This window comes from Brevundimonas sp. SH203, assembly GCF_002157625.1.
GTDB lineage: Bacteria > Pseudomonadota > Alphaproteobacteria > Caulobacterales > Caulobacteraceae > Brevundimonas.
The window spans coordinates 463,873-489,253 of sequence record NZ_BDMM01000001.1; the positions used below are offsets into that span (position 1 = coordinate 463,873).

Annotated in this window: 24 protein-coding genes and 2 tRNA genes; 10 read left to right on the forward strand and 16 right to left on the reverse strand. The window is 69.4% G+C overall.

Going from position 1 to position 25,381, the window contains the following annotated elements; genetic code table 11:
- The first annotated feature begins 63 nt into the window (after positions 1-63).
- The 3 genes from SH203_RS02320 to SH203_RS02330 all read left to right on the forward strand — a co-directional run bounded on the left by SH203_RS02320 (position 64) and on the right by SH203_RS02330 (position 1,018).
- A tRNA-Ser gene (locus tag SH203_RS02320) sits at positions 64-153 on the forward strand.
- A 139-nt stretch (positions 154-292) separates the two neighbouring features.
- Positions 293-368, forward strand: a tRNA-Thr gene (locus SH203_RS02325).
- 23 nt (positions 369-391) lie between these two features.
- Positions 392-1,018, forward strand: coding sequence for a TetR/AcrR family transcriptional regulator (locus SH203_RS02330; RefSeq protein WP_087119242.1), 627 nt, complete (start codon positions 392-394; stop codon positions 1,016-1,018).
- Here SH203_RS02330 and SH203_RS02335 read toward each other — a convergent pair.
- The 3 genes from SH203_RS02335 to SH203_RS02345 all read right to left on the reverse strand — a co-directional run bounded on the left by SH203_RS02335 (position 1,015) and on the right by SH203_RS02345 (position 4,096).
- Complete coding sequence (locus tag SH203_RS02335) at positions 1,015-1,779, reverse strand: A24 family peptidase (protein WP_087119243.1); 765 nt, start codon at positions 1,777-1,779, stop codon at positions 1,015-1,017. The two genes, SH203_RS02330 and SH203_RS02335, sit on opposite strands and share 4 nt — an antisense overlap.
- 161 nt (positions 1,780-1,940) lie before the next feature.
- On the reverse strand, positions 1,941-3,815 hold the full coding sequence (feoB, locus tag SH203_RS02340) for a ferrous iron transport protein B (RefSeq protein ID WP_087119244.1): 1,875 nt from the start codon (positions 3,813-3,815) through the stop codon (positions 1,941-1,943).
- The gene (locus SH203_RS02345) at positions 3,815-4,096 is read right to left on the reverse strand and encodes a FeoA domain-containing protein (protein WP_087119245.1); all 282 of its coding nucleotides are present in this window, start codon (positions 4,094-4,096) and stop codon (positions 3,815-3,817) included. Before SH203_RS02345 ends, feoB begins: the two co-directional genes overlap by 1 nt.
- A 152-nt stretch (positions 4,097-4,248) precedes the next feature.
- Between SH203_RS02345 and SH203_RS02350 the strand changes: the two genes are divergently transcribed.
- Positions 4,249-4,782 (forward strand): cytochrome c family protein, encoded by a 534-nt coding sequence (locus SH203_RS02350; protein WP_087119246.1) that lies wholly within the window; start codon positions 4,249-4,251, stop codon positions 4,780-4,782.
- Positions 4,783-4,786: 4 nt separating this feature from the next.
- Here the strand turns inward: SH203_RS02350 and SH203_RS02355 are convergent, their stop codons facing one another.
- From SH203_RS02355 to SH203_RS02370, 4 genes are all read right to left on the reverse strand, one after another.
- Entirely contained in the window at positions 4,787-7,993 is a 3,207-nt protein-coding gene (locus SH203_RS02355; RefSeq protein ID WP_200808799.1) for an efflux RND transporter permease subunit, read from the reverse strand.
- Positions 7,993-9,099, reverse strand: coding sequence for an efflux RND transporter periplasmic adaptor subunit (locus tag SH203_RS02360; RefSeq protein ID WP_087119248.1), 1,107 nt, complete (start codon positions 9,097-9,099; stop codon positions 7,993-7,995). The genes SH203_RS02355 and SH203_RS02360 overlap by 1 nt, the downstream gene beginning before the upstream one ends.
- Before the next feature lie 111 nt (positions 9,100-9,210).
- Positions 9,211-9,813 carry a hypothetical protein gene (locus tag SH203_RS02365; protein WP_234989348.1) on the reverse strand — a complete coding sequence of 201 codons (603 nt, stop codon included), beginning with the start codon at positions 9,811-9,813 and terminating at the stop codon, positions 9,211-9,213.
- Positions 9,814-9,968: 155 nt separating this feature from the next.
- Positions 9,969-10,733, reverse strand: a complete 765-nt coding sequence (locus tag SH203_RS02370) for a class II aldolase/adducin family protein (RefSeq protein WP_087119249.1) — start codon at positions 10,731-10,733, stop codon at positions 9,969-9,971.
- Positions 10,734-10,910: 177 nt separating this feature from the next.
- Between SH203_RS02370 and SH203_RS02375 the strand changes: the two genes are divergently transcribed.
- The 3 genes from SH203_RS02375 (at position 10,911) to SH203_RS02385 (ending at position 13,402) form a co-directional block, all read left to right on the forward strand.
- A complete protein-coding gene (locus SH203_RS02375) occupies positions 10,911-12,038 on the forward strand; it encodes a DUF2336 domain-containing protein (protein WP_087119250.1) in 1,128 nt (375 codons plus the stop codon).
- A 31-nt stretch (positions 12,039-12,069) separates the two neighbouring features.
- Positions 12,070-12,864: an NAD kinase gene (locus SH203_RS02380; protein WP_200808763.1), complete on the forward strand. Its 795-nt coding sequence runs from the start codon at positions 12,070-12,072 to the stop codon at positions 12,862-12,864.
- Between the two features lie 61 nt (positions 12,865-12,925).
- Positions 12,926-13,402, forward strand: a complete 477-nt coding sequence (locus tag SH203_RS02385) for an Hpt domain-containing protein (RefSeq protein WP_087119547.1) — start codon at positions 12,926-12,928, stop codon at positions 13,400-13,402.
- A gap of 74 nt (positions 13,403-13,476) precedes the next feature.
- Here the strand turns inward: SH203_RS02385 and SH203_RS02390 are convergent, their stop codons facing one another.
- Positions 13,477-14,619, reverse strand: a complete 1,143-nt coding sequence (locus SH203_RS02390) for a DUF2336 domain-containing protein (RefSeq protein ID WP_087119251.1) — start codon at positions 14,617-14,619, stop codon at positions 13,477-13,479.
- Between the two features lie 87 nt (positions 14,620-14,706).
- Complete coding sequence (locus tag SH203_RS02395; RefSeq protein WP_087119252.1) at positions 14,707-15,504, reverse strand: transglycosylase SLT domain-containing protein; 798 nt, start codon at positions 15,502-15,504, stop codon at positions 14,707-14,709.
- Between the two features lie 167 nt (positions 15,505-15,671).
- Between SH203_RS02395 and SH203_RS02400 the strand changes: the two genes are divergently transcribed.
- Entirely contained in the window at positions 15,672-16,406 is a 735-nt protein-coding gene (locus SH203_RS02400; RefSeq protein ID WP_087119253.1) for a TonB family protein, read from the forward strand.
- On the opposite strand, the gene SH203_RS02405 is transcribed toward SH203_RS02400, so the two are convergent.
- Both SH203_RS02405 and SH203_RS02410 read right to left on the reverse strand, forming a co-directional pair.
- On the reverse strand, positions 16,403-17,416 hold the full coding sequence (locus SH203_RS02405; RefSeq protein ID WP_234989349.1) for an FAD-binding oxidoreductase: 1,014 nt from the start codon (positions 17,414-17,416) through the stop codon (positions 16,403-16,405). The genes SH203_RS02400 and SH203_RS02405 overlap by 4 nt on opposite strands.
- A gap of 47 nt (positions 17,417-17,463) precedes the next feature.
- Positions 17,464-19,356: a phosphoenolpyruvate carboxykinase (GTP) gene (locus SH203_RS02410; protein ID WP_200808764.1), complete on the reverse strand. Its 1,893-nt coding sequence runs from the start codon at positions 19,354-19,356 to the stop codon at positions 17,464-17,466.
- Between the two features lie 150 nt (positions 19,357-19,506).
- Between SH203_RS02410 and SH203_RS02415 the strand changes: the two genes are divergently transcribed.
- A complete protein-coding gene (locus tag SH203_RS02415) occupies positions 19,507-20,142 on the forward strand; it encodes a DUF938 domain-containing protein (protein WP_087119256.1) in 636 nt (211 codons plus the stop codon).
- A gap of 14 nt (positions 20,143-20,156) precedes the next feature.
- Here SH203_RS02415 and SH203_RS02420 read toward each other — a convergent pair whose 3' ends face one another.
- Positions 20,157-20,561, reverse strand: a complete 405-nt coding sequence (locus SH203_RS02420) for a hypothetical protein (RefSeq protein ID WP_200808765.1) — start codon at positions 20,559-20,561, stop codon at positions 20,157-20,159.
- A 365-nt stretch (positions 20,562-20,926) separates the two neighbouring features.
- Between SH203_RS02420 and SH203_RS02425 the strand changes: the two genes are divergently transcribed.
- Positions 20,927-21,700: a pseudouridine synthase gene (locus SH203_RS02425; RefSeq protein ID WP_087119258.1), complete on the forward strand. Its 774-nt coding sequence runs from the start codon at positions 20,927-20,929 to the stop codon at positions 21,698-21,700.
- Between the two features lie 5 nt (positions 21,701-21,705).
- On the opposite strand, the gene SH203_RS02430 is transcribed toward SH203_RS02425, so the two are convergent.
- The 4 genes from SH203_RS02430 to crcB are packed head-to-tail and all read right to left on the reverse strand — an operon-like array spanning position 21,706 to position 25,374.
- Positions 21,706-22,458 carry an ATP12 family chaperone protein gene (locus tag SH203_RS02430; RefSeq protein WP_087119259.1) on the reverse strand — a complete coding sequence of 251 codons (753 nt, stop codon included), beginning with the start codon at positions 22,456-22,458 and terminating at the stop codon, positions 21,706-21,708.
- A gap of 17 nt (positions 22,459-22,475) precedes the next feature.
- Entirely contained in the window at positions 22,476-23,960 is a 1,485-nt protein-coding gene (locus tag SH203_RS02435; RefSeq protein ID WP_087119260.1) for a putative 2OG-Fe(II) oxygenase, read from the reverse strand.
- Positions 23,957-24,982, reverse strand: a complete 1,026-nt coding sequence (locus SH203_RS02440) for an RluA family pseudouridine synthase (RefSeq protein ID WP_087119261.1) — start codon at positions 24,980-24,982, stop codon at positions 23,957-23,959. The genes SH203_RS02435 and SH203_RS02440 overlap by 4 nt, the downstream gene beginning before the upstream one ends.
- Positions 24,979-25,374, reverse strand: a complete 396-nt coding sequence (crcB, locus tag SH203_RS02445; RefSeq protein WP_087119262.1) for a fluoride efflux transporter CrcB — start codon at positions 25,372-25,374, stop codon at positions 24,979-24,981. Before crcB ends, SH203_RS02440 begins: the two co-directional genes overlap by 4 nt.
- Between the last annotated feature and the right edge of the window lie 7 nt (positions 25,375-25,381).

Consider the following 25,381-nt stretch of genomic DNA (forward strand, 5'->3'; position numbering starts at 1 on the left):
TTGCGAACCGCGACGGCTCCGACTAGAGAAGCCCCTCGCTCGACCAAGCGATATCGGCGCCGCGGAGAGGTGGCAGAGTGGTCGAATGTACCGCACTCGAAATGCGGCGTGCCTGGAAGGGTACCGTGGGTTCGAATCCCACCCTCTCCGCCATCGTCCTGTGAAGTGACGACGTCTCCATCTCGCCGCCTCTCTCTAAGTCGTCGTCCCGGTGGGATTTGTGGGTTGGCGGGCCAGCATCGTCTTGCGTCGCGGCTTCGGGCTAGACATAAGGGCGACACCGCGAACGCGGGCCGGCTTAGCTCAGTTGGTAGAGCGCCAGTTTTGTAAACTGGATGTCGCGGGTTCGATTCCTGCAGCCGGCACCACCCTCTTTCGATCAACGGGGGCGATGCCCGACACCACCAACAAGCTGGGCCACAAGATCGGCGCGCGCGGCGGCAGAACCCGCCAGGCGATCCTCGACGCGACCCAACGCCTGTTGAACACGCGGCATTACGGCGAAATCCGCGTCGCCGACCTGGCCTCGGCTGCCGGGGTGTCACCGTCGAATTTCTACACCTATTTCAAGACGGTCGAGGAACCTGTTCTAGCGCTGTGCGAGGTCGCGGCGACCGATTTCCAGGGGCTGGCGACGCATTTTCAGGCCGATTGGCCGGGCGACAAGGCCTTCGCCATCGCACGCGCCTTCATCCTGGACGTCATGGCGATCTGGCGCAGCCACGGGCAGGTGCTGCGGGTCGAACATATGCTGGCGGACAATGGCGACGCCGCTTTCGTCGAGAGCCGGGTGCGCCGTCTGCGCCGCCTGCACCTGGCCATCGAGCGTCGCGTGGCCCAGGCCCACGCCAGCGGCCTGCACCCCAAGGACTACAATCCGCGTCTGGCCTCCTACCAGATCGCCTCCATCGCCGAATCGACGGCGGCCAGCTTCGACCTGCTGCGTCGCGCCGACACGCCCGAGGCCATTCTGGACACGGCGGCGATCATCGTCGTCAAGCTGACCACCGGCCGTTAGAGGCCGAGCGGCCCGTAAAGCCAGGTCAGCCAGATTCCGATCGCCAGGAAGACGCCGAACGGCAGCCTGTCCGTCGCGCCGACCGACCGGCGCACCACCAGCATTCCGAACACCAGGCCGAGGCCCACGGCGCAGGCCCACAGCAGCACGCTGGGCAGACCCACCCAGCCGACCCAGGCCCCGGCGCCCGCGAACAGGAAGGGGTCGCCCCCGCCCAGCCCCTGACGCTTTCGCACAGCCTGATAGAGCCAGCCGACCAGCCACAGACCTCCAAACCCGGCCCCCGCCCCGATCAGGCGTGACAGGGCGATGTCCCAGCCGGCGGCCATGGCGACGACCAGGCCGGTGGCGATCAGCGGCAGGGTCAGGATGTCGGGCAGCCAGAAATTCTCGCCGTCGACGATGGCGATCAGAAGCAGCTGCCAGCCCAGAACCGCCGTCGCCGCCATCATGAACGCCGACGCCCCCTGGCCGGACGCCCAGAGCGCCGCCCAGACGCCCATCGCCCCCGCCGCCAGTTCGATCAGCGGATAGCGTCTTGAAATCGGCGTGCGGCACCGCGCGCAGCGTCCACGCAGCGCCAGCCAGCTGAACAGCGGAACCAGCTCCCACGGCCTCAGCGGCAGGTCGCAGCCCCGACACCGCGAGCGCGCCATGACGATGTCCTCGTCACGCGGCAGGCGCACGCTGACGGCGGCGATGAAACTGCCGAAAATCAGGCCCAGCCCGCCCATGACGGCGGCGGCGATCACAGGAGGCATCGAGACGTCCAGACGGCGGCGAACCGCCTTGGCTTAGAGCATGATCGTTTCTTGAGGAACCGCTTCGCGGTGCCGACAGAAGCGTGAATCATGCTCTCGCATTAAGCAGGAGCCTGATTCACGGCATCGGCGAAATCGCGAAGCGATTTCACCTCAACCGATCAGGCTCCGCCGCCTCCGAGCGCCACCGCCACATGATAGGTCACGAGCGACGCCAGATAGGCCAGACCGAACATGTAGCCGATCATGATCCAGGTCCATTTCAGCGAGTTCGTCTCGCGTCGCACCACGCCCAGGGTCGCCACGCACTGGGGCGCGAAAATGTACCAGGCCAGGAAGGACAGGGCCGTGGCCAGCGACCAGTGATGCGCCAGGGTCGAGGCCAACAGGCCCGTCGCATTCTCCGCGTCCGCGATGGCGTAGGTGGTGCCCAGCGCCGCCACCGCCACCTCGCGCGCCGCCATGCCGGGGATCAGGGCGATGACCATCTGCCAGTTGAAGCCGATGGGCGCGAAGATCGGCTCCAACGCGCGGCCGATCATGCCCGCGAACGAATAGTCGATGGCCGGCAGGGTCGCGTTCTCGGGCGGATAGGGGAAGGTCGCCAGAACCCACAGGATGACCACGGCCGGCAGGATGATCCGCCCCGCCCGGTTCAGGAAAATCTTGGCCCGGAGCCACAGGTTGAAGCCGACGCTCTTGGGATCGGGCACCTTGTAGGTCGGCAGCTCCATCATGAAGGGCTCGACCGCGCCGCGCCAGAACACCTTGCGGATCACCAGCGACACGATCAGGGCGGACAGGATGCCGGCGGCGTAGAGGCCGAACATGACCACGCCCTGCAGATTGGCGAAGCCCCACACCTTCTCGTTCGGAATGAAGGCGGCGATGATCAGCGTATAGACCGGGATGCGCGCCGAACAGGTCATCAGCGGCGCGACCAGGATGGTGGTCAGGCGGTCGCGTTTCGAATCGATCACCCGCGCCGCCATCACGCCCGGAATGGCGCAGGCGAAGCTGGACAACAGGGGAATGAAGGCGCGGCCGTGCAGCCCCGCCCCGCCCATGATCCGGTCCATCAGGAAGGCGGCGCGGGCCATGTAGCCGAAGTCTTCCAGCGCGATGATGAACAGGAACAGGATCAGGATTTGGGGCAGGAAGACCAGCACGCTGCCGACGCCGGAGATCACCCCGTCCACGATCAGGCTCTGCAACAGGCCGTCGGGCAGGACCGTGGCGACGAAGGCGCCCAGCCAGGCGATGCCCGCCTCGATCCCGTCCATCAGCGGCTTGGCCCAGGTGAAGACGGCCTGGAACATGACGAACAGCAGGGCCAGCAGGATCAGCAGGCCGCCGACCGGATGCAGCAAGACGGAATCGATCTTGCCCGTCAGGGTGTCGGGCCGTTCGGGCGGCCGCACGCACGCCTTCATGATCCGCTCGGCCTCGCGCGCGGCGCTGCGAAGTTCGGCGGCGTCGGGCGTATGCCAGCTGTTTTCGACAAGCGCGGCGGCGTCGGCCTGGGTCTCGACGGCGGCGATCAGGTCGTCGATCCCGCGCTTGCGCGTCGCGACCGTGGTGATGATCGGCACGCCCAGCTCGGCGCGCAGTTTCTCCAGATCGATCCGCAGGCCCTGACGCTGGGCGATGTCGAACATATTGAGCGCCAGAACCATCGGCCGCCCGACGGCCTTCAGCTCCAGGATCAGCCGCAGCACTAGGCGCAGATTGGTGGCGTCGGCGACGCAGACCACCACGTCCGGCGGCGTCTCGCCCGCCAGGCGGCCGAGCACCGCGTCGCGCGTGACCTCCTCGTCCGGGCTGCGCGCGCGCAGCGAATAGGTGCCGGGCAGGTCCAGCACCGACATCGTGCGGCCGGACGTGGCGCGGATCAGCCCCTCTTTCCGCTCCACCGTGACCCCGGCGTAGTTGGCGACCTTTTGGTGCGCGCCGGTCAGGGCGTTGAACAGGGCGGTCTTGCCGCTGTTGGGATTGCCGACCAGGGCGACGCGGGCGGTTTTCAGCGCGACATCCATCAGGCGACGCCCCCCGCGCCGGCGTCCAGCCGGATCGTCAGACTGGCGGCCTCGTGCCGACGCAGGGCCACGCGCATATCGTCCACCTTCATGGCGATGGGATCACGCCCGAACAGGCCTTCATGCAGCAGTTCGACCTGGGCGCCCTCGACGAAGCCCAGTTCCAGCAGGCGACGCTCCAGCTCCACGGCCTCGCCCTGATGGTGACAGTGGGCGCCCACCTGGACGATGACGCCGCGATCGCCGCGTCGGGCCTGGCTCAACTTTATGGTGTCGGTCAAAATCTACGCTCGCACGGGCGAGGCCGCTCCCCGGCGGCTCCGCGTTTCTTTGACAGTGATTATCAGGTGCGCGCACCCCACGTCCAGCGGGACAGCTTGACCAATTGCCGCGCGGGCGCATTGCGCTATCAGACGCCGAACAGGAGCCCGTCATGTCCCGCCTCGCCCTCGCCGCCCCGCTTCTTCTGGCCCCGATCCTGGCCCTCTCGGCCTGCGGTCAGGACGCGCCGTCCACGACGACTCCGGCCAAGCCCGCCCATGTGCTGACGGATGCGGAGAAGGCCAGTCTGCTGGCCGCCCTCCCCGCCCCCTACAACACCGGCGATCTGGAGAACGGCCGCCGCGCCTTCGCCCGCTGCCGGTCGTGTCACACCATCGGCGAGGGCGGCGCGGACATGGCCGGCCCGAACCTGCATGGCGTCTTCGGCCGAAAGGCGGGCGACCGGCCACGCTACAACTATTCCAACACCCTCAGGACCGCCGACTTCGTCTGGGACGCCGAGCGGCTGGATCACTGGCTGCAAAGCCCGCGCACCTTCCTGCCGGGCAACAAGATGACCTTCCCCGGCCTGCCGGACGCCAAGGATCGCCGCGACGTCATCGCCTTCCTGAAGGTGGAGACGGGCTATCAGCCGCCGGTCCCGGCGCCGGCTGCGGCCCAGACGCCGCCCAAACCCGCCGCCTGATCCGTCAGGCTTCGGGGATCGGCTTTTCGCCGCCCTCGCTCATCTCCTGGGCCTCCCATTCCTCGATCTTGCGGGCGGTCCATTCCGGCGACTTGGTAAAGCGCGCCAGGACGCCATAGATCACCGGCACCACGAACAGGGTCAGGACGGTGGCGAAGATGGCGCCGGTGAAGATCACCACGCCGATGGTCTGGCGACTGCCCGCCCCCGCCCCCTGCCACAGCACCAGCGGAAGGGCGCCGAAGGCCGTGGCGATGGAGGTCATGATGATCGGACGCAGCCGCAGCGACGACGATTCGATGATCGCCTCGCGGATCGACCGGCCCTGGTCGCGCAGCTGATTGGCGAACTCCACGATCAGAATGCCGTTCTTGGCCGCCACCCCGATCAGGATGATCAGGCCGATCTGGCTGTAGATGTTCAGGCTGGACCCGGCCATCAACAGGCCGAACAACCCGCCCGCCGCCGCCAGCGGCACCGTCAGCATGATGACCGCCGGCGTGATCCAGCTCTCGAACTGGGCCGCCAGCACCAGGAAGACCAGCAGCAGCGCCAGACCAAAGGCCGCTACGACCGCCCCGCCCGCCTCCTGCTGATCGCGCGCAGCCCCGCCCCATTGCACCACGACCCCGCCCTGAGGCTGTTTCGCCGCCTCGGCGCGCAGGAACTGGACAGCGTCATTGATGGTCGTGCCGGGGTTCAGATCAGCCTGAAGCGTGATCGCGCGCTGGCGATCCAGACGCCGCCGATCCGGCGTGTCGCCGCTGGTCTTGGTCGTGACCACCGCCGACAGGGGCACCAGCTGCCCGCCGCCGGTCGCGACATACAGGGCCTCCAGGTCCGAGACCTCGCGTCGGTTGTCGCGGTCGGTCTGCAGGATGACGTCATACTCCTGACCGCCCTTGATATAGGTGGTGGCGCGGCGCGAGCCGAACATGGTCTCCAGCGTGCGGCCGATGGACTGGGCCGAGACGCCCAGCGCCGCCGCCTTCTGCGGATCGACGTCGACCAGCAGGCGCGGCGAGTTCGGCTCGTAGTTCAGGCGCGGGCGCGAGAAGCCGGGATTGGCCTGGGCCGCCGTCAACAGCGGCTGAAGCCAGTTGTAGATCTGCTGATAATCGCTGCCCGTGGCCACCAGTTCGATGGAGTTGGAGTTGCCCCCGCCCCGCTGAAAGGCGCCGGGCGTCGAGGCGTTGACCTGGGCGTCCGTCTGTCCGCGCAGCTTGCCGTTCAGCTCCTGCGCGATCTCGGCGGCGGAACGGTCGCGTTTGGACCAGTCGGCCAGCGTCAGCACCGCATTGCCCGAGTTGAAGCCGCTCCCGCCGAAGCCCGGCGCGGACACCAGATAACTGTCCGCCTCGCCGCTCGTCTTGTATTCCGCCAGCAGCGGCTCCAGCCCCAGCATGATCTTGCGGGTGTAGTCGAAGCCCGCGCCTTCCGGCCCGGCGACGCGCAGGGTGACGCGGCCGCGATCCTCGTCCGGCACCAGTTCGTTCGGCAGATGCAGGAAGATCGCCCCCGCCCCCGCCGCCACCAGCAGGATCAGGGCGCCCACGCCGATCACCGCGATCCGCCGCCCCAGCAGCATGTCCAGCGACCGGGCGTAGGACGCCTTCAGTCGATCCATGCCCCAGTCCACCCGCCGCGCGACCCAGCCGCCGCCATGCGCGGGCTTCAGGATCTTGGACGCCAGCATCGGCGACAGGCTAAGCGCCAGGAAGGCCGAGAAGGCCACGGCCGCTGCAATGGCCGCCGCCAGCTCAACGAACAGCCGCCCGACGTAGCCCGGCAGAAACAGCAGCGGCGCGAACACCGACAACAGGACGATGGTGGTGGCCACGACCGCGAAGAAGACCTGACGCGCCCCGCGCTCGGCCGCGACCAGCGGCGGCTCGCCGTGATCCAGCCGTCGCTGGATGTTCTCGACCACCACGATGGCGTCGTCCACCACCAGACCGATGGCCAGAACCAGCGCAAGCAGGGTCAGCAGGTTCAGCGAGAACCCCAACGGCGCCAGCACGATGAAGGTCGCCAAAAGGCAGATGGGCGCCACGATGGACGGGATCAGCGCCGCCCGCAGACTGCCCAGGAAGATGAAGTTGACCAGGGCCACCAGCGCCATCGAAATGCCGATGGTGATCCACACCTCGTCGATGGCGTGCGAGGTGAAGACGGAGTTGTCCGACCCGATCTCGATGGTCACGCCGGGCGGCAGGGTCGGCCGGATCTGGTCGATCATCTTGTGAACGCCGTCAGAGATGGCCAGGTCGTTCGACTGGGCCTGACGGGTCACGGCCAGGCCGATCTGATCCATGCCGTTGCCGCGGAACAGCCGACGATCCTCCTCCGGCGCCTCCTCGACCCGGGCGATGTCGCCCAGGCGGGTGACATAGGTGGGCTGGCCCTGGATGATGGCCGACGAACCGCTGCCCGTGCCGGTCGCGACCGAAACCGAGGTCGAGGCCGAGCCCCGCGTGCCGATGGGCAGCTGGCGGAAGTCCTCGGGCCGGGCGTAGGTGCGCGCCACCCGCACGGTGTAGTTCTTGGCCGTGGATTCCAGCGACCCGGCCGGCAGCTCCACATTCTGGTTGGTCAGGGCCGTCTCGACGTCGTTGACCGTCAGGCCGCGCGCCGCCATCGCCGCCGAATCCAGCCAGATCCGCATCGAATAGCGCTGCTCGCCATAGATGTTCACTTGGGCCACGCCGGGCACCGTCGCCATACGGTCGACCAGATAGCGGTCGGCGTAGTCCGTCAGCTGCAGCCGGTTCATGCTGGTCGAGCGCAGGAACACGATGATGATCGGCTGGCTGTCGGAATCGGCCTTGGCCACTTCCGGCGGATCGGCCTGGTCCGGCAGGCGGCCGACCACGCGGCTGACCCGGTCGCGCACGTCGTTGGCGGCGTCGTCGATGTTGCGATCCAGCGAGAATTCGATGTTGACGCTGGACCGGCCGTCGCGGCTGGTCGAGTTGATCCGCTCGACGCCCTGGATGCCGGCGATCTGCTGCTCCACCGGCTCGGTGATCCGGCTCTCGATCACCTCGGCCGAGGCCCCGGCGTAGCTGGTGTTGACCGAGACGATGGGCGGATCGACGTCCGGCAGCTCGCGCACCGGCAGGAAGAAGAAGGCCGCCGCGCCGATCACGCACAGCACGATGGCGGCGACGGCCGCGAAGACAGGCCGCCGGACCGAAACGTCGGACAGCATCATTGGGCGGCGCCCGCTTTACGCCCTGCGCCCGCGACGCTGACGGGCGCGCCGGGCTGGATGCGGTTCAGGCCTGAACCGACGATCCGCTCGCCCGGCTCGACGCCCGACAGGATTTCCACGAAGCCGTTTTCGACCGCCCCGGTCTCGACCTCGACCCGCTGGGCGGTCGAACCGTTCTGGCCCGGCGCGATGCGATAGACGAAGGCGCCCGCGCCCTCGTACTGGACCGCCGATTCCGGGGCCGCCGCCGTCTGGCGCTGGCCCTGCTGCACCGCGACGCGCAGCATCATCCCCGGCCGGATGCGCCCGCCGGGATTGGGAAACTCGGCGCGGGCCGTGGCGGCGCGGGTCGCCTCGTTGACTCGGGTGTCGATCAGGGCGATCCGGCCCTGGAACGGCGCATCGCCATAGGCGTCGGCCGTCGCCGTGATCGCCGCGCCGGCCTTCAGCACGTTCAGATACCGTTCCGGCAGCGGGAAATCGACGCGGATGGTCGAGGTGTCGTCCAGGGTCGCGATCACCGCGCCCGGATTGATCAGGGTGCCCGGCGTCACGCTGGTCAGACCCATCCGCCCCGCGAAGGGCGCGCGGATCACTCGGTCGCCGCGCCGCGCCTGCGCCGCCTGCAGCGAGGCGCGGGCCGTCTCCAGCCCTGTCTCCGCCTGCTCCAGCATGACGTGCGGCGCCACGCCCCGGTCGGCCAGGGCCTTATAGCGATCGTATTCGCGCTGCGCCTGATTGAGGTTGGCGCGGGCCTCGATGATGGCGGCGTCCTCCTCGCGCGCCTGCAGCTCGACCAGCGGCGCGCCGGCCGACACGAACTGGCCGTCGGTGAACAGGACGCGAGTGATCAGCTCGGTCGTGGACGAGGTGACGTTGACCGACCGCTGGCCGCGCGCCACGCCCAGCACCCGAATCTGGTCCGAGAAGGGCCGCTGGGCCACCACGGCCTCCGACACCTGCTGCCCGCCGCGCCGTCCGCCGCCGCCCCCCGGTCCCTGCGCCGACTTGTCGTCGGAGGTGGCCACCTTGACCACGGCGGCGACGACCATCAGCGCCAGCAGGATCGCCGCGGCGACGAGGAAGAAGTGACGTTTGATCACGCAGCGTACTCTCGATCGGGAAACGCCGCATGCATGGCCGTCTAATGCGGCTTGCGCAACGTAATCTGAGACTAACGCGCCGCGCGGCCGTTTCCGTCGCGGAATTCCGCTCTAGAAGCGACGCCAGAGCGCCAGGGTCGGGCCGTGCGCGACGGGCGTCTCGCGCCCTGCGACCGTTTGTCTCCATCCGGCCTGCAGGCTCCATCGGCCCAGGTCGCGCACCACCGACGCCTCGACCGACAGCCAGCGCGCGCCGCCGTCCGCCGCCCCGCCATAGACCTGGCCCAGCGCCATCCAGCCGCCGCCGAACCGCGCGCCCGCCGTGGCGTCGATCCGCGTCTCGTCCGGCAGACCGTCGCGCAGACGCCGCGCGGCCTGAATCTCCACAAAGGTCTGGTTCATCCCCCATCGCGGCCCCATCGACCGCCCTGCCGACAGCCGCGCCTCCCAGTCGTGTTCGCCTACGCCGGGCGGCGCATAGTCCGCGTTTCGTCCCTCGCCCGCCCGGCTGTAACCGCCGTAAAGGCTGACGGCGTTGCGGTCGTCGCGGAACACCTGCCACGTCGCGCCGATCTCGACCGGCCCGCGCCCCTCGTAGTCGATGAAGGCGTCCTCGCCCTCCTGCCAGTCGGTCTTCAGCTGCAGCGTCAGCCGATCGGTCGCCCCGTATTCGGCGAACAGGCCCAGCCGCGCGTCACGCCGGATGGCGGGCAAGGGCGTCTCGTCGCCGGACGGATCGAAACCGCTGTCGGCCTTCAGCCGCTCGTATTTGACGATGGCCTGCCCCTGGCCTTTGGGCTGGACCCAGGCGCCGGCCTGGGCCGTCTGGGCGACGCCGAGGGACAGAACGCCCCCCGCCGCCGCCAGGATCAGGCGTCGTAGCCCGGCGACTTGCGCTCCAGCTGCCGCAGCGCGCCCGGCCAGGCCAGGGCCGAGACGAAGCCGATGCCCCGTCCCTGCTCCTTCGTCTCTTCCTGCGCCGCGTCCGGGGCCAGCAGAACATGCTCGCGTCCGCCCGACAACGCCGCCACCTGCTGCGCGCAGGCCCGTTCCAGGAAGAAGATGCCGATCCATGCCTGCGCCGCCGTCTCCCCGACCGCCAAAGTGCCGTGGTTGCGCAGCAGCATCATCGGCTTGTCCCCCAGGTCGGCGACCAGACGTTCGCGTTCGTCATGGTTCAGGGCCAACCCCTCGTATCCATGATACGCAACCTGATGCTGCAGTAAACACGCATTCTGGCTGATCGGCAGCAGCCCCTCGGCCTGGGCCGCCACCCCGACGCCGTTCACCGTGTGCAGGTGGATGACGAACTTGGCGTCCTCGCGCGCGGCGTGGACGGCCGAGTGGATGGTGAAGCCCGCCGGATTGATGAAGTTGGTCGTGTCTTGGACGATGTTGCCTTCCAGATCGACCTTCACCAGCGAGGAAGCGGTGATCTCGTCGAAATAGAAGCCGTAGGGGTTGATCAGGAAATGATGCTCCGGCCCCGGCACGCGGGCCGAAATATGGGTGAAGATCATGTCGTCCCAGCCGTGCAGCGCGACCAGCCGGTAAAGCGCCGCCAGTTCGACGCGCGCCTGCCATTCGGCCTCGGACACGCGGGACTTGATCGAGGGATTGGCGCCGTCCGCCATGGTTTCCTCCTGCCTCTGAATGGGCGTTGGGCGAACCGTCCCCCTCGACGCGCGCGGCGTCAAGCGCCAAGACCAAGGCTGACGCAACGTCATCCCGGCGCGCCAGGACGTGGTTAACCCTGCCTTAACGGCGTTTACTTACGCTTGCATCGTCCATCGACGGTTCGGGGAGCCGCTGTGTCTGTCGTTCAACTGGAGCCGACCCGCGACAGCTGGGACGACCGCACCGTGGCGCAGATGCTGGGACTGGCCCGCAGCCGGTCGGCCGAGGATCGCCAGCGGCTGCTGCTCCAGGTCACGGGCCTGTGCGAGACCGCCGCGCCGCCGCCCAGCCTTGCGCCCCTGCTCGCCGACATCTTCCTGACCCTGACCGCCCAGGCCGAGCGCGACATCCGCCTGGCCCTGGCTGAACGAATCGCCGGCGTCGACTGGGCCCCGCCCGCCCTGGTCAATATGCTGGCGCTGGACGAGATCGAGATCGCCCGCCCCGTCATCGCCTCCAGCCCGCTGTTGAAGGACGCCGACCTGATCCGTCTGCTGATCGAGGCGACGCTGGAGCATCAGATCGCCGTGGCCCGCCGGCCCGGTCTGTCGGGCGCCGTGTGCGACGCCATCGTGGATCGCGGCGAGGCCGTGACCATGACCGCCCTGGCCTCGAACCGCACCGCCCGGATCGGCGAGACGGCCATGCGCCGGCTGGTCGATCAATCGCGCCGCGTCGCCGGCCTGCGCGCGCCCCTGACCCGCCATCCCCGCCTGAACGAGGATCTGGCCCAGGAACTCTATCAATGGGTCGGTCAGGCCCTGCGCCAGTCCATCGGCGAACGGTTCCGCATCGACGACGCCCGGCTGAACGCCGCCGTCCAGCAGGCCGCGACCGTCGCCGTCGGCACGCCGGAATGGCGCCCCGCCCCCAACAGCCGTCTGGCCGAGAACCGCGAACGCGCCGAGATGGAGCGCCGTCTGGTCGACAAGCTTCAGGCCGCCGGCCAGCTGCGCCCCGGCCTTCTGGTCCGCGCCCTGCGCGAGCAGCGTTTCGAACTGTTCGAACAGGCGCTGGTGGTCCTTGGCGGCTTCAGCGACGCCCAGGTCCATCACGCCGTGCGCGCCCCCACGGCCGAGCCGCTCTATCTGGCCTGCATCTCCGTCGGGGTGGACAAGGCGGTCTTCGCCTCCCTGCTGGTCGAGGTGCGCAAGCTGTCGGGCGGCCTGCCCGGCGGCGGCGGCTGGACCGCCACGCCGATGAACGCCCATTCCGCCGCCCGCGCCTTCCGTCAGATGATGGAAAACCCCGCGATCGTTTGACTTCGCCGTCAAGCTCGGCTCACGTCGCCCCGTGACCCAGCCCGCCTCGACCCTCACCGCCCCCGTCCCATCGCTGGCATTCGTCGCCAGCGACCGCCCCGAGGCGCAGGAGGCGCGCGCGGCCCTGATCGCCCGCTATGGGGCGGTGGCCGAGGAGGAGGCCGACGTCATCGTGGCCCTGGGCGGCGACGGCCAGATGCTGGAGACGCTGCACGCCAATCTGCGCCGCCGCACGCCCGTCTATGGCATGAACCGGGGCTCGGTCGGCTTCCTGATGAACGACTATGACGAGGACGGCCTGCTGGAACGGGTCGCCACGGCCGAACGCACCCTGATCCACCCCCTGCAGATGGACGCCTGGACCGAGGCGGGCGAGGTCCACACCGGCCTGGCCATCAACGAAGTCTCCCTGCTGCGCCAGACGCGCCAGAGCGCCAAGCTCAGGATCACCGTCGACGACCGCGTGCGGCTGGAGGAGCTGTCCTGCGACGGCTGTCTTGTGGCCACGCCCGCCGGATCGACCGCCTACAACCTGTCGGCCCACGGCCCCATCATACCGCTCGACGCCCGCATCCTGGCCCTGACGCCGATCAGCGCGTTTCGCCCCCGGCGCTGGCGCGGCGCCCTCTTGTCTCACGGCGCCAGGGTGCGGTTCGATGTGCTGGAGGCCGACAAACGCCCCGTCTCGGCCACCGCCGACAACTTCGAGGTCCGCCGCGTCGCCCGCGTCGAGGTGCGCGAACGGCGCGACGTGGCCCTGACCATGCTGTTCGACGCGGGCCGTTCGTTCGACGAGCGCGTGATCGCCGAACAGTTCGCCAACTGACTGGTGACGGCTTCTTAAGGCCAGCGCTCTAGGGTTCCGTGAAAGACCTATGGAGTCCGCCATGAGCAACCCGGCGCAGATCACCCCTCCGACCAACGCCCTGCGTATGAAGGTCGGCGGCGGTTTCGGCATCAACGCCGACGCCATCGCCAAGGCCGAAGAGGCCCTGAAGGCCATGTCGGCCCAGTTCGGCCAGTGGCTGAACGACGAGATCGACAAGCTGGACAAGGCCCAGGCCGACATTCGCGAGCAGGGCTACACCCCCGCCACCGCCGAGGCCCTGTATTTCCGCGCCCACGACCTGAAGGGGCTGGGCACCACCTATGAATACCCGCTCGTGACGCGCATCGCCGGATCGCTGTGCAAGATGCTGGACGACGCCCAGCGCCGGATGTCGGCCCCCGTCGCGGTGCTGGACGCCCATATCGACGCCATCCGCGCCGTCGTCCGCGACCAGATCAAGACCGACGAACATCCCACCGGCCGCGCCCTGGCCGAAACCCTGGAACAGCGGGTCGCCCAGCATCTGGCGGGCTGAACCCGGCTACATCACAACAACGAAAAAGGCCCGCCGAACGGCGGGCCTTTTGTCTTCCGGCCCTCGGGCGGCGCTCAGGCGGCGTTGGCGGCGGCGGCGGAATGGGCGCTGGGCGACTGGTCCAACCGCTCCATCAGATAGGCCAGGTCGTCGCGCAGCACGTTCGGCCGCTGGGTCAGGAACCGCTCCAGCATCTGTTCGCGGAACAGGGCGCTGGAGGTGTCGATCCCCTCGGCCGCCAGCGCCCGCCAGGTGTCCACCCCGGCGCGAAAGGCGGGGAACAGGCGCGGCGGCAATCCCGCCCGGTCATAGATGGCCTTCAGCCCCAACGGCCCGGCGTCGTGAACCATCAGCCAGGCGCGGTGATGCGGCGTATTGGCCAGCTCGGCCAGACCATATTCGAACATGGCCATCTGCCCCCGCGCCAGACCGCGCAGCAGCAGCGAGGCGTTCAGCACCCGGCGCGCGTTCAGCTGCGTCATGAAAGCCGCCAGGTCCGCGCTGACGCCCGCCTGATCGACCAGATCGACCGTCGTGCGCTCGCGCGCATATTGGGCCAGGCGAATGGCGGTCTCGGGCGCCACGGCGTGCCGGCTGATCAGATGTTCGCGCACCGTGTCGCTGGCCAATTGGATCAGCCGTTCGGTGACGCCCAGCGGCAGAACCTGGCGATAGGCCACGGCGGTCAGCACGTCCGGCGCCTCAGCGAACCGCTCGACCACCACGCCCAGGGACGGTTCGGACAGATCAGCGTTGTCGTTGGCGGCCAGCACCCGCACGGCCTGCTCGCACCCCTCGCCGGCCAGAACGTCGGCGACGTCGCGCGACACCCGCGCCCGGCCCGCCACCGCCACCTGCCGCACCACCGAACCGGCGCGCACGATCTCGATCAGATCCTCGTCGCTGAACGCGGGCGAGGCGGCGATGATCGGCAGGGCGATGCTGTCCAGGTCGCCCGCCAGTTTTCGCGCCACGTCGTTGGGGATCAGGTCCGACGCCTTCAGCGTCACCGCCATGGCCCGCCGCACCAGTTCGGCGGCGTCGTTGGCCAGCATCCGCAGGATCTTCTGCGCCGCCGCCCGGTCCTCGTCGCCCAGTTCGGCGCGCTCCATATTGCGGCACAGCTTGTGCGCCGCCTCGGCGCGTTCATCGTCGTCCGCCGCCTTGATAAGGCGACGAATGTCCACTTCGGTCAGGCGTGCGCGATAGGCGGTCATGGACGGCTCGTCAGGGAATCGGGCGATGATCCCAAAATGAGACTGCCATGCTTAACGGGCGGTTTACCATCGGCTGAAATTCGCCGATCAGGTCGTTTCCTTGCCCGTCGGCGAAAACGCTCCGCCGAAGCCCCTGCTGGACGATCCGTCCTGCCCCAGCAGCAGGGCCAGAAGCCCCTGATCCTGCTTCAGCCGATCCATGCGCGCGGCCAGCATCTGGTCCTGTTCGCTCAGGCTGGGCGTCGAATAGCGCGTCTCGCCCGAACCGGCCGCCGGCGCGCCCTGCCCCGCCGTGCGCTGCAGATTGGCGTGAACCTCGGCCACCGTCGCGGCCCGCCCGTCGCGATAGAAGATGCTGCGGTTGGCCCGCGCGGCCTGTGGGAACATCGCCGCCGCGCTGCCGCCCGGATTGCGGTCCATCGCCTGCATCAGGTCCGCCGCCCCCGCCGGTCCCAGGAAGTGGGCGGCGTACAGATCGCCCGCCCCCGGCTCCTTGCCCGTGCGGCCGCGCAGATAGGCGGCGTTCGACGCCGTCAGCTCCGCCGCCATGGCCGAGGCCGCATGCGGATCGAACCGCAGGTCCAGCACCACGTTGCGCGCCGAACCCTCCACGCGCCAGCGCCCGTCCGATCCCCGATGGATCAGGTCCGCGTACTGGCCGTAACCGTGCTGGGCGCCGTGCTGCTTGACCGTGCCCAGCCAGGTCTGTTCGATGAACTGGAACAGGCCCGCCGCCGAGGAGGTCGGGGCCTTGGCCGAGGGATTCATCGCGCTTTCGCGGCGCGCGGTCTTGACCATGAAGTCATAGTCCACGCCCACGGCCGCCGAGGCGCGCCTGATCGCCGCCTCCACGCCGCCTGCCGATGGAATCGCTCCGATGCCCATGCGCGCGATGGTCGGCGAACGTGGTTAACCAATCCCTAATCCTTAACAGCGCCGTTAACGGATCGACCTTTGCCGAACGCGGGCGCCTCGCCGCAAAGCCGCCACAACCTGCGCGCTCAACTTCACCTTAAGGGCGCTGCGGGGGCGGTGAACGAGGGAGTTAGGCCATGATGATGCAAACCGCCGGCGGACCCGGCTTGATCAGCCCCATCGACTTCGGGGAGCGCAAGAAACCCATCCCGCGCTGGATGCTGGCCGCCATCGGCGTCTCGGTGATCCTGCACGTCGGGGCCGGGATCGTGCTTTACAATCAGCGGTTCCAGCTGAGCGGCGTGGATGATCCGGTCATTGAAGACCCGATCTTCACGGTCACTATGGAGAAGCCCCCGGAGCCCAAGCCGCTTCCGCCCACCGTCACGGCGGCCCCGCCGACGCCGATCCATAAGCCGACCTTGACCGTGCCGACCATCATGCCGCCCGTTCCCCTGGCCCCGCCCGAGAACCCGGCGAACACGGCGCCGCCCGGACAGCTGATCGTCAGCACCGCTCCAACCGGCGTGGAGGGCGGCACGGCGACGGTCGAGACGCCGCCCCGCGCGCCCTCTGTGATCAACAACCCGACCTGGGCCAGTCGGCCGTCCGCCGCCCAGATGGCGCGCGCCTATCCGACCCGCGCGGCCGAGAACGGCACGCCGGGTTCCGCCAGCCTCAGCTGCGTGGTGCGGGTGGACGGCGGCCTGACCGGCTGTCGCGTCGTCGGTGAAACCCCGAACGGCCAAGGCTTCGGTCGTGCGGCCCAGAGCCTGACGCGCGACTTCCGCATGAACCCGCGCACCGTGGACGGCCGCCCCGTCGACGGCGCCACGGTCAACTTCACCGTCCGCTTCGCGATGGCGGACTAGAACCGGCCGGGATCGAGGGTGCGGGCGTGCGGCGACGCAGGCTCCCCCTCGATCGCATCCGCGACCGCCGCCCCGACCAGCGGCCCCAGCAGCCAGCCGTTGCGACGCGGCGCCAGGGCCATGAACACCCCCTGTCCGCCCGGCGCGGCGCCCGCCAGCGGCAGGCCGTCGGCGCTGGCCCCGCGCACGCCCGCCCGCCAGTCGATCTCCAGCGTCTCGGGCGTCCGGCCCAGCACGCGCCAGGCGGCCTCCAGCAGCCGTTCGCCCGTCGCCGCGTCCGGCGCCGTGTCGCGACGCCCCGGCTCCATCGTCGCCCCCACGACCACGCCCGCCCCCATCGGCGCGACATAGGCGCCGGTGCCGCGCACCACATGGCCGGCCAGCGTCTGTTTCGTCATCCCGATCTGACCGCGAACGGGCTGGATCGCCGCGACCTGTTCTCGCACCGCCTCGGGCAGGCCCGCAATGGCGCCCTCAGCGCCCGTCGCCAGCACGAGCGCGCGCGCCCTCAGCGTCCCGCGATCCGTCTCCACGCGCCAACCGTCGTCCAGGCGCGAAACCGCCTTCACGCGGCCGTTCACCACCGCATCGCCCAGGGCCGCCGTCATCGCCGCCAGCGCCTGCCCCGGATCGACCTGATATTCCTCGTCCGTAACGACCCGCTCGCCGTCCAGCCGCGCCTGAAAGCCCAGCGTCCGCATCCGCGCGGCGATCCCGGCCGCATCCCCGCCGCGCCACTCCGCCGGCCGGCGCGCCAGCGCGATCCCCGCCGCCCGGGCGAAGTCGGGCCACAGGTCGCGGGAGACGCGAAACAGGGCGGCGCGTTCGGGCGAGGCGTCGTCGATCGCCGCCTCCATCGCCGGGGCGATCATGCCCGCCGCCACCGCCGAGGCGTTCGCGCCGCCCGGATCGATCACCACGACGGATCGGCCGCGCCGATGCAGTTCGAACGCGGTGCAGAGGCCCAGCACCCCGGCGCCGACGATCACGATGGGAGGAGAAGACGTCACGGCCCGTCTGATCGGCCCGCGACGCCCTCAATGCAAGCCTCGGCTGACTATTCCGCCGCCATGGCCGCGCCCGCCGCCCGGTCCAGCCGCGCGAGCAGCGCCGCGTGCTGGTCCCACAGCGCGGTCGGCAGCCGCTCGCCGAACCGGCGATAGAAGTCGGGAATTAGCGCCGCCTCCTCGGCCCAGACGCCGGCGTCCACATCCAGCAGGATCGCCATCTGCGCCGGCGTCAGCGTCAGACCCGACAGGTCCAGCGCCTCGGGCGTCGGTACGCGGCCGACCGGCGTGTCCACCGCCTCCGCCTCGCCGTCGATCCGCTCCGAAATCCACTTCAACACGCGCGCATTGTCGCCGAACCCGGGCCAGACGAACCGCCCGTCCTGATCCTTCCTGAACCAGTTGACGAAGAAGATGCGCGGCACTTTCGACGCCTCGCGCCCCTGCCCCATCTTCAGCCAGTGGGCGAAATAGTCCCCCATGTTGTAGCCGCAGAAGGGCAGCATGGCGAACGGGTCGCGGCGCAGCTCCCCGACCTTGTTCTCGGCCGCCGCCGTGCCTTCCGACGCCACGGTCGAGCCCATGAAGACCCCATGCTCCCAGTCGAACGCCTCCGTCACCAGCGGCACCGCGCTGGCCCGGCGTCCGCCGAACAGGATGGCGTCGATGGGCACGCCTTTCGGGTCTTCCCATTCCGGCGCGATGGCCGGGCACTGGCCGGCGGGCGAGGCGAAACGCGCATTCGGATGCGCCGCCGGTTCGCCCGACGCCGGATCGTGCGGCTGACCCTTCCAGTTGGTCAGGCCCTCGGGCGCGGTCTTCGTCATCCCCTCCCACCACACGTCGCCGTCGGCGGTCAGGGCGGTGTTGGTGAAGATGGTGTTGGTGGCCAGCGTCTCCAGCGCATTGTGGTTGGTGTCGCGGCTGGTGCCGGGCGCCACACCGAAGAAGCCCGCCTCCGGGTTCACGGCGTACAGCCGCCCGTCGTCCCCGAACCGCATCCAGGCGATGTCGTCGCCGATGGTTTCCGCCTTCCAGCCCGGCAGGCTGGGTTGCAGCATGGCCAGATTGGTCTTGCCGCAGGCCGAGGGGAAGGCGGCGGCCACATACTTCGCCCGTCCCTTCGGATCGGTCAGCTTCAGGATCAGCATATGTTCGGCCAGCCAGCCCTCGTCGCGGGCCATGACCGAGGCGATCCGCAGCGCATAGCATTTCTTGCCCAACAGGGCGTTGCCGCCATAGCCGGAGCCATAGGACCAGATTTCGCGCGTTTCCGGGAAGTGAACGATCCATTTGTCGTCGTTGCAGGGCCAGGCCACGTCCGCCTGTCCCTCGGCCAGCGGCGCGCCCAGCGTATGGACGGCGGGCACGAACACCCCCTTGTCGCCCAGTTGGTCCAGCGCTGGCCTGCCCATCCGCGTCATCACCCCCATCGACAGGGCGACATAGCCGCTGTCGGTGATCTCGACGCTCAGGGCGCTGATCTCGGACCCCAGCGGCCCCATGCAGAAGGGCGCGACATACATCGTCCGCCCGGCCATGCAGCCGTCGAACAGGCCCGCCAGACGGTCGCGCATCTCGATCGGATCGGCCCAGTTGTTGGTCGGCCCGGCGTCCGCTTCATCTTCGAAACAGATGAAGGTCCGGCTTTCGACCCGCGCCACGTCGCGCGGATCGGACGCGGCGTAATAGCAGCCCGGCCGCCTGTCCTGATCCAGCGTCTTCAGCGTGCCCTTGGCCAACAGGTCGGCGACGATGGCCTGTTTCTCGGCCTCCGATCCGTCGCACCAGTGGACGCGATCAGGCTTTGTCAGGGCGGCGATCTGCTCGACCCAGGCGATCAGCCCGGCATGGGCGGTGGGCGCCGGACGCAATCCGGGCGTGGTGGAAATGGACAAGGACGTCTCCTGAGCAAGGGAGGCCTGGCGATCTGACGCCGCCATGGCCCGAAAACATTACGATCACGCACTGTTACAGCCGAATTGCGCCCCCGGTCCCTCCGCGTCAAATCGTGCAAGAAATCGGCGGATCGCCCTGCTTTGGCGGCAAGAAATCGCAGATGCCCTGAACGCCGTCTGGCGGTATCAGAGCGTATGAACAGTCTGGATTCCATCGCCGCCCTGCCCGACGGCGCCCTGACCTCGCCGGCCGCGCGCCGCAATGCGGAGCCGATCCTGCGCGTCCTGCGCGCCCATCTTCCGGCCGCCGGATCGGTGCTGGAGATCGCCTCCGGCTCGGGCGAACACGCCGTCGCCTTTTCAGCCGCCCTGCCCGGCCTGCGCTGGACGCCGAGCGACCCCAGCGCCGAGGCGCGCGACAGCATCGCCGCCTGGACCCGCGCGACCGCCCTGCCCCATCTCGCGCCGCCGCTGGCGCTGGACGCGCAGGACCCGACGACCTGGCCGACCGGGCCGTTCGACGCCGTCTATTGCGCGAACATGACGCACATCAGCCCCTGGTCGGCGACCGAGGGGCTGATGGATCTGGCGGGCCGGATCTTGCGACGTCCGGGCGGTCTTCTGGTTCTCTACGGTCCCTATCGGGAGACGGAGGTTCCACTGGCGCCGTCCAACGCCGCCTTCGACGCCAGCCTGAAGTCGCGCAATCCCGACTGGGGCCTGCGCGACCGCGACGCCGTCCAGACCCTGGCCCGCGCCCACGGCCTGATCGCCACCCTGCGCGTCCCGATGCCCGCCGAAAACCTGATGCTTCTGTTCAGAACCGTCTGATCAGGCCCATCCAGTCAGGACAGGGCTGCGACCGCCTTCGACAGGTCCGCCCGTTCGTTCAGCACGACCGTCCGACCGCCGCCGAAGATCGCCGCCTCGGCCTCGACGTCCACCCCGAACCGCTCGGCCGTCAGCGCGACCCCGTCGGCGAAGGCGAGGATGGTCAGGTCGTCGGCGCGCGCCAGGTCGATCAGCGAACGCACCGCCGCCAGCGACGCCTCGTCGCTCGATCCGCCGGGCACGACCAGCCCCTTCAGGCGGCCTTCCGCGATGTCCCGGGCCGTGGCGGTGGCCAGCACCGTCACGCCGCCCGCCGACAGGCTGGCCTCGCCGGTCGACATCGGCGCCAGCCCCACGCCCTCGCCCCGCAACGCGCCTTCCACATCGCCCAGCGCCCCGAACGCCATATCGCGCCGCATCACCAGACCCATGCGAAGACGGGTAGGAACGGGGCGGTTGAAGCCGTTGCGGCGCGGTCCAGCGGAAGATTTGTTTTGAGCGTACAAGACGTATCCTTTGTCGGTTTCAATAGTGTTTCGGATTCACCGCCCGAAGCGCGCTGATCCCTCACCCCCGTCGCCAGAAAAACAGACATCGACGGACACGACCAAGGCCGTCCGACACTCTGACTGATGGGAGTATGCCGAACGATATAGTGTCGATGCGCCGCGCATCAACCCGACGACCGGGAACCCCATGGGCGTCTTTGCTGAAGCCCAACCCCCGCCTTGCCCGCGTCCAACCCCGGCTCTAGACAACCGCATCGACTGGACGACGGAATCGCATGGCCTTCACCCGCACCTATGACGGCGACGAACCCGTTCGCGTGAACAAATGGCTGGGCCAGTCCGGCGTCTGTTCCCGGCGCGAGGCCGACAGCCTGATCGCCAACGGCCTGGTCTCCATCGACGGAGAAACCATCACCGACGCGGGGCGCAAGATTCAGCCGGGCGAGACCCTGACCCTGAACGACACCGCCCAGGCGGCTCTAGCGACCGGCATGACCCTGGTGCTGCACAAGCCGGTCGGCTTCGTTTCGGGCCAGCCCGACCCCGGCAAGATCCCCGCCGTGCGCCTGTTGAAGACCCCCAATCGCGTGGGCGAGGGCGAAACGCCCGCCCGCGACGCCTCCCTGCCCCCCATCGGCCGGCTGGACGAGGATTCGCGCGGTCTTCTGCTGCTGTCTTCCGACGGCGTGGTGGCCAAGGCGGTGATCGGCCCGGCGTCGGAACTGGACAAGGAATATCTGGTCGTCGTCGAAGGCCAGATCACCGAGGGCAAGCTCAGCAAGCTGCGCCACGGCCTGTCCCTAAACGACAAGCCGCTGAAACCCGCCCGCGTCACCCAGATCGAACCGCAACGCCTGCGCTTCGTCCTGACCGAGGGCAAGTATCGCCAGATCCGCCGTATGTGCGAACTGGTCGGGCTGGAGGTCGTGGACCTCTACCGCATCCGCATCGGCCCGCTCAAACTCGGCGACCTGCCTGAGGGCCGCTGGCGTCACCTGACCGATCAGGAACGCGCGGCCATCATCGCGGCCTCTACGGCCTCAGCCTGAATCCCTCACCCCAGCGCCCTGAACCACCGATCCAGCAGTTCCGCCTCGGCGCGTCGCGCCTGGGTGCGTTCGGCCGCCTCGGCGTCTACGCCCCACTGATCCTCCTGGAACGCCTCGTCGATCCGCGACAGGTCGAAGGCCTCGCCCCCGCCCAGCGCGCCCCGCTCGACCGCCAGCGCCAGCACCGCCGACCCCAGCAGAGGCACGGCCGTCGCCAGCCCGGTCAGGCGAAAATCGTCCAGCGTCAGGGCATGGGCCTTCACCCGAGCGATGGCCTCGGGCGATTGCGGCTGGTGAACGATGCCGCGGGTCGGCGCCAGCGCCACCCCCATCTCGCGCGCGGCCCAGTCGCGCCACGGCCCCCATTCGCGGGTCTGCCGTTCGACCAGGGCGGTCGGATGCTCGGCCAGGTAACAGACCACGTCCGACCCGGCATAGGCCGCGATCTCGTCCGCCACCGCCTCGCGCGCGCCGCCGATCCGGTCGATGGCGGTCGAGGCCAGCCGCGTCGCCGGCATGGTCGACGGGTCCAGAAACTCCCCCTGCGCCGCCCACTCCTCCGCCGCCATCCGCGCCGCCGCCTCGGTCGGCAGCACCAGCGGCGCCTTGTCCGGCGTCTTGGGCGTGCGCCCATCCAACTGCACCGCCCATCCCCCGCCGGGATGCGTCCCCACGCCCGCCTCGGTCCAGAACCGCGCGATACGATCCGGCGAAAGCTCCACGAAACGCGGACGATGCGAGGCGGACTGGTCGGTCATGAAAACTCCGTCGAAGATCAGGCGGGCGCGACGTCGAACGCCAGCGTCAGGCGCGACGCCTCGCCGCCGAACGGCTGGGTGCCGTGCCACATATAGGAAGGAAACAGCACCAGCGTCCCCGCCTGCGGCCGCACATGGTGTTCCGCCTTCAGGTCGGGCAGGCCCGGCGGGGCGCCGAACCGCAACCAGCCCTCGCGCCCCTCGCCCGTCACCGCAGTCGGCAGTTCGATATGGCAGGCCGAGGACAGCCAGCCGTCCGAATGGATATGGTCGGCGTGAAACCCGTTCGGACGCAGCCGCACCGACCAACTGCCCTTGATGCGATAGCCGCCGGTGTTGCGCGCCCTCAGCGGATCGTCGCCCCGGCCTACCGCCGCCATATAGGCGCGGATCGGCGCGTCGATGGCGGTGAAGAAGGCGCGGATCGCCGGATCGTCGCTCTGCGCCAGGGACTCCGCCGTCTGCGATCCGCCCCGCAACGACTGCCCCACCGGATGGGTCTTCAGCCGATGCAGACCATGCAACGCCGCCGCCAGATCGGCCAGATAATCCTCAAGCGTCGCCCACCCCGCCGGCGTCTCCAGACGATAGGGCCGCACGAAGGCGTCGTAGTCGTAGAGCCGGCCATAGCGCGCGTCGCCCAGCATCCGCCACGCCGTCGCCTGATGCGCCAAGACGTGCTGGTTCAGCGGCTCCCTGGCCCTCAGCGCCGTGATCGGCTCCAGCGCCTCTTCGGGCCGACCCAGCGCCAGCAGGCATTCCGCCTGCGTCACCATCACCGCCGGCGCGCCCGGCCCCGCCAGAGCCGCCGCCCGGTTCGCATGATCCAGCGCCCGGTGCGGGTCCAGCGTCAGACAGGCCTGCGCCGCCGCCAGTTCGCCCGGTCCATCCAGAGGCCCGGCGACCAGGGTGCGATACGCCTCCTCGGCGTCGCCCGCATACTCCAGCAGTCTGGCCTTGATCCGCCGCAACCCGGCATCGCCCGGCGCCGCCGCGATGGCGGCGTCCAACGGCGCGCTGGCGGCTGCGACATCGGCGTCGCGCATCCAGATCAACTGGCTCAGATCTCTCAGAACGTCGTCATAGCCGGGCCGGCGCGCCAGAGCCTGGCGATAGGCGTCCTCGGCCGCATCGAATCGGTTCTGCGATTGCAGCGCCCGGGCCAGCACCAGCCAGGTCTCGGGCGCATCGCCCCCCAATGCCATCGCCTCGCGACACACGGCCTCCGCCTGTGCCGCCCGCCCCAGATCGCCCAGTGTCGAGGCCATGTTATGCCGCGCCGGAACGCTTTGCGGGCGCACCTTCACCAGCCGCCGCGACAGCGCCAGACTGTCCTCCAGCCGCCCCGCCGCCTTGGCCATGTCGGCATGGATGGACAGGGCCTGCCACGGCGTATCCGCCCGGCCCGTCACGGCCGCCAGCAGGCTCAGCGCCGCCTCCATCCGCCCGGCGCGCGCCAGGGCCTGGGCGCGTTCGACCTCAGCCTGGACGTTCGCCGTCACCGGATTCGCTTCACGCCCAGGAAGGGGTCGTCCTCGGCCTCGTCTTCGGTGAAGCCGAAGTGGGCGAAGCCGGCCTTCATTTCGGGGCTTAGGGGCGCCGTGACCTTCAGGACGCCGCCGCGCGGGTGGTCCAGTTCGATGCTGCGGGCGTGCAGTTGCAGCTTCAGCGGTCCCGACAGTTCGCGCGACTTCTCGTCGCCGTATTTCGGATCGCCCAGGATCGGGTGGCCGATCCCGGCCATATGGGCGCGCAGCTGGTGCGTCCGTCCGGTGAAGGGCCGCAACGCCATCCACGCCGCCCGGTGCGAGGCGCGGCTGATGGTCGAGAACGCGGTTTCCGCCGGTTCGGCGCGCGGGTCCTTGCGCTCGGCCGGGCGCATCATCTCGAAGTCGTTGATGCCGGTCTTCTTCAGCGGCATGTCGATCTGGCCCGAATAGGGTTTCGGATTGCCGATCACGATGGCCCAATAGGTCTTCTTGGCCTGACGCCGCGCGAAGGCGCCCGCCAGCCGCTTGGCCGCCTCCGGTCCCTTGCCCAGCAGCAGGACGCCGGACGTGTCGCGGTCCAGCCGGTGGACCAGACGCGGCCGCTCCAGCCCCTCGCCCCAGGCCGACAGCAGACGGTCAACGTGGCGGCTGGTCTTGGTGCCGCCCTGCACCGCCAGCCCATGCGGCTTGTTCAGGGCGATGACCATGTCGTCCTCGTACAGGACCAGCGACTTGGCGAAGGCGATGTCCTTTTCGGTCAGGGTGTGGGCGTCCCCGGCCTGGCGCGAGGTGTCGTCGGGGATCGGCGGCACGCGCACGGCGGCCCCGGCGGTCAGGCGGCCTTCGGGCTTGATGCGGGCGCCATCGACGCGGATCTGGCCGCTGCGGGCCATCTTCTGCACCTGGATGTTGGACAGGTGCGGCCAGCGCCGGCGGAACCAACGATCCAGCCGGATGCCGTCCTCGTCCTCGGCGACATAGAGCGTCAGGACTTCGCGCTTGGGGGCGTCGGTTGCGGGCGGCTGGTCGGTCAAACGGAAACTCCAAGGGCGCGGCGGGCGATCATCAGGCCGACGAACAGGGCGCCGATGGCCAGGACCACCGAGCCGATCACATAGGCGGCCGCCAGGCCGATCTGACGGCGCTCGATCATCTGCACCGCCTCCAGCGAATAGGACGAAAAGGTCGTGAACCCGCCCAGCACCCCCACGGCGGCGAACAGCCTGACCGCCTCCTGCTGCGCCCCGCCGCGAAACGCCAGCCAGCCGACCAGCAGCCCCATCAGCAGCCCGCCGGCGACATTGGCCGCAAAGGTGCCGACCGGCCATCCGGCGTTCGGCGCCCACCGACCGGCCGCGACGCCCAGCCCATAGCGCGCCATCGAACCGATGGCGCCGCCGGCCGCGACGAGAAGAAAACGTGTCATCGTGCGG

Excerpts from the sequence above, each read along its gene's own strand:
- SH203_RS02350 (WP_087119246.1), top strand. The coding sequence starts at position 4,249 with ATGTCCCGCCTCGCCCTCGCCGCCCCGCTTCTTCTGGCCCCGATCCTG.
- SH203_RS02390 (WP_087119251.1), bottom strand. The coding sequence starts at position 14,619 with ATGACCGCCTATCGCGCACGCCTGACCGAAGTGGACATTCGTCGCCTT.
- SH203_RS02330 (WP_087119242.1), top strand. The coding sequence starts at position 392 with ATGCCCGACACCACCAACAAGCTGGGCCACAAGATCGGCGCGCGCGGC.
- SH203_RS02410 (WP_200808764.1), bottom strand. The coding sequence starts at position 19,356 with ATGGCGGCGTCAGATCGCCAGGCCTCCCTTGCTCAGGAGACGTCCTTG.
- SH203_RS02400 (WP_087119253.1), top strand. The coding sequence starts at position 15,672 with ATGATGATGCAAACCGCCGGCGGACCCGGCTTGATCAGCCCCATCGAC.
- SH203_RS02355 (WP_200808799.1), bottom strand. The coding sequence starts at position 7,993 with ATGCTGTCCGACGTTTCGGTCCGGCGGCCTGTCTTCGCGGCCGTCGCC.
- SH203_RS02430 (WP_087119259.1), bottom strand. The coding sequence starts at position 22,458 with ATGACCGACCAGTCCGCCTCGCATCGTCCGCGTTTCGTGGAGCTTTCG.
- SH203_RS02415 (WP_087119256.1), top strand. The coding sequence starts at position 19,507 with ATGAACAGTCTGGATTCCATCGCCGCCCTGCCCGACGGCGCCCTGACC.
- SH203_RS02335 (WP_087119243.1), bottom strand. The coding sequence starts at position 1,779 with ATGCCTCCTGTGATCGCCGCCGCCGTCATGGGCGGGCTGGGCCTGATT.
- SH203_RS02395 (WP_087119252.1), bottom strand. The coding sequence starts at position 15,504 with ATGGGCATCGGAGCGATTCCATCGGCAGGCGGCGTGGAGGCGGCGATC.
- SH203_RS02370 (WP_087119249.1), bottom strand. The coding sequence starts at position 10,733 with ATGGCGGACGGCGCCAATCCCTCGATCAAGTCCCGCGTGTCCGAGGCC.
- SH203_RS02385 (WP_087119547.1), top strand. The coding sequence starts at position 12,926 with ATGAGCAACCCGGCGCAGATCACCCCTCCGACCAACGCCCTGCGTATG.
- feoB (WP_087119244.1), bottom strand. The coding sequence starts at position 3,815 with ATGGATGTCGCGCTGAAAACCGCCCGCGTCGCCCTGGTCGGCAATCCC.
- crcB (WP_087119262.1), bottom strand. The coding sequence starts at position 25,374 with ATGACACGTTTTCTTCTCGTCGCGGCCGGCGGCGCCATCGGTTCGATG.
- SH203_RS02420 (WP_200808765.1), bottom strand. The coding sequence starts at position 20,561 with ATGCGGCGCGATATGGCGTTCGGGGCGCTGGGCGATGTGGAAGGCGCG.
- SH203_RS02425 (WP_087119258.1), top strand. The coding sequence starts at position 20,927 with ATGGCCTTCACCCGCACCTATGACGGCGACGAACCCGTTCGCGTGAAC.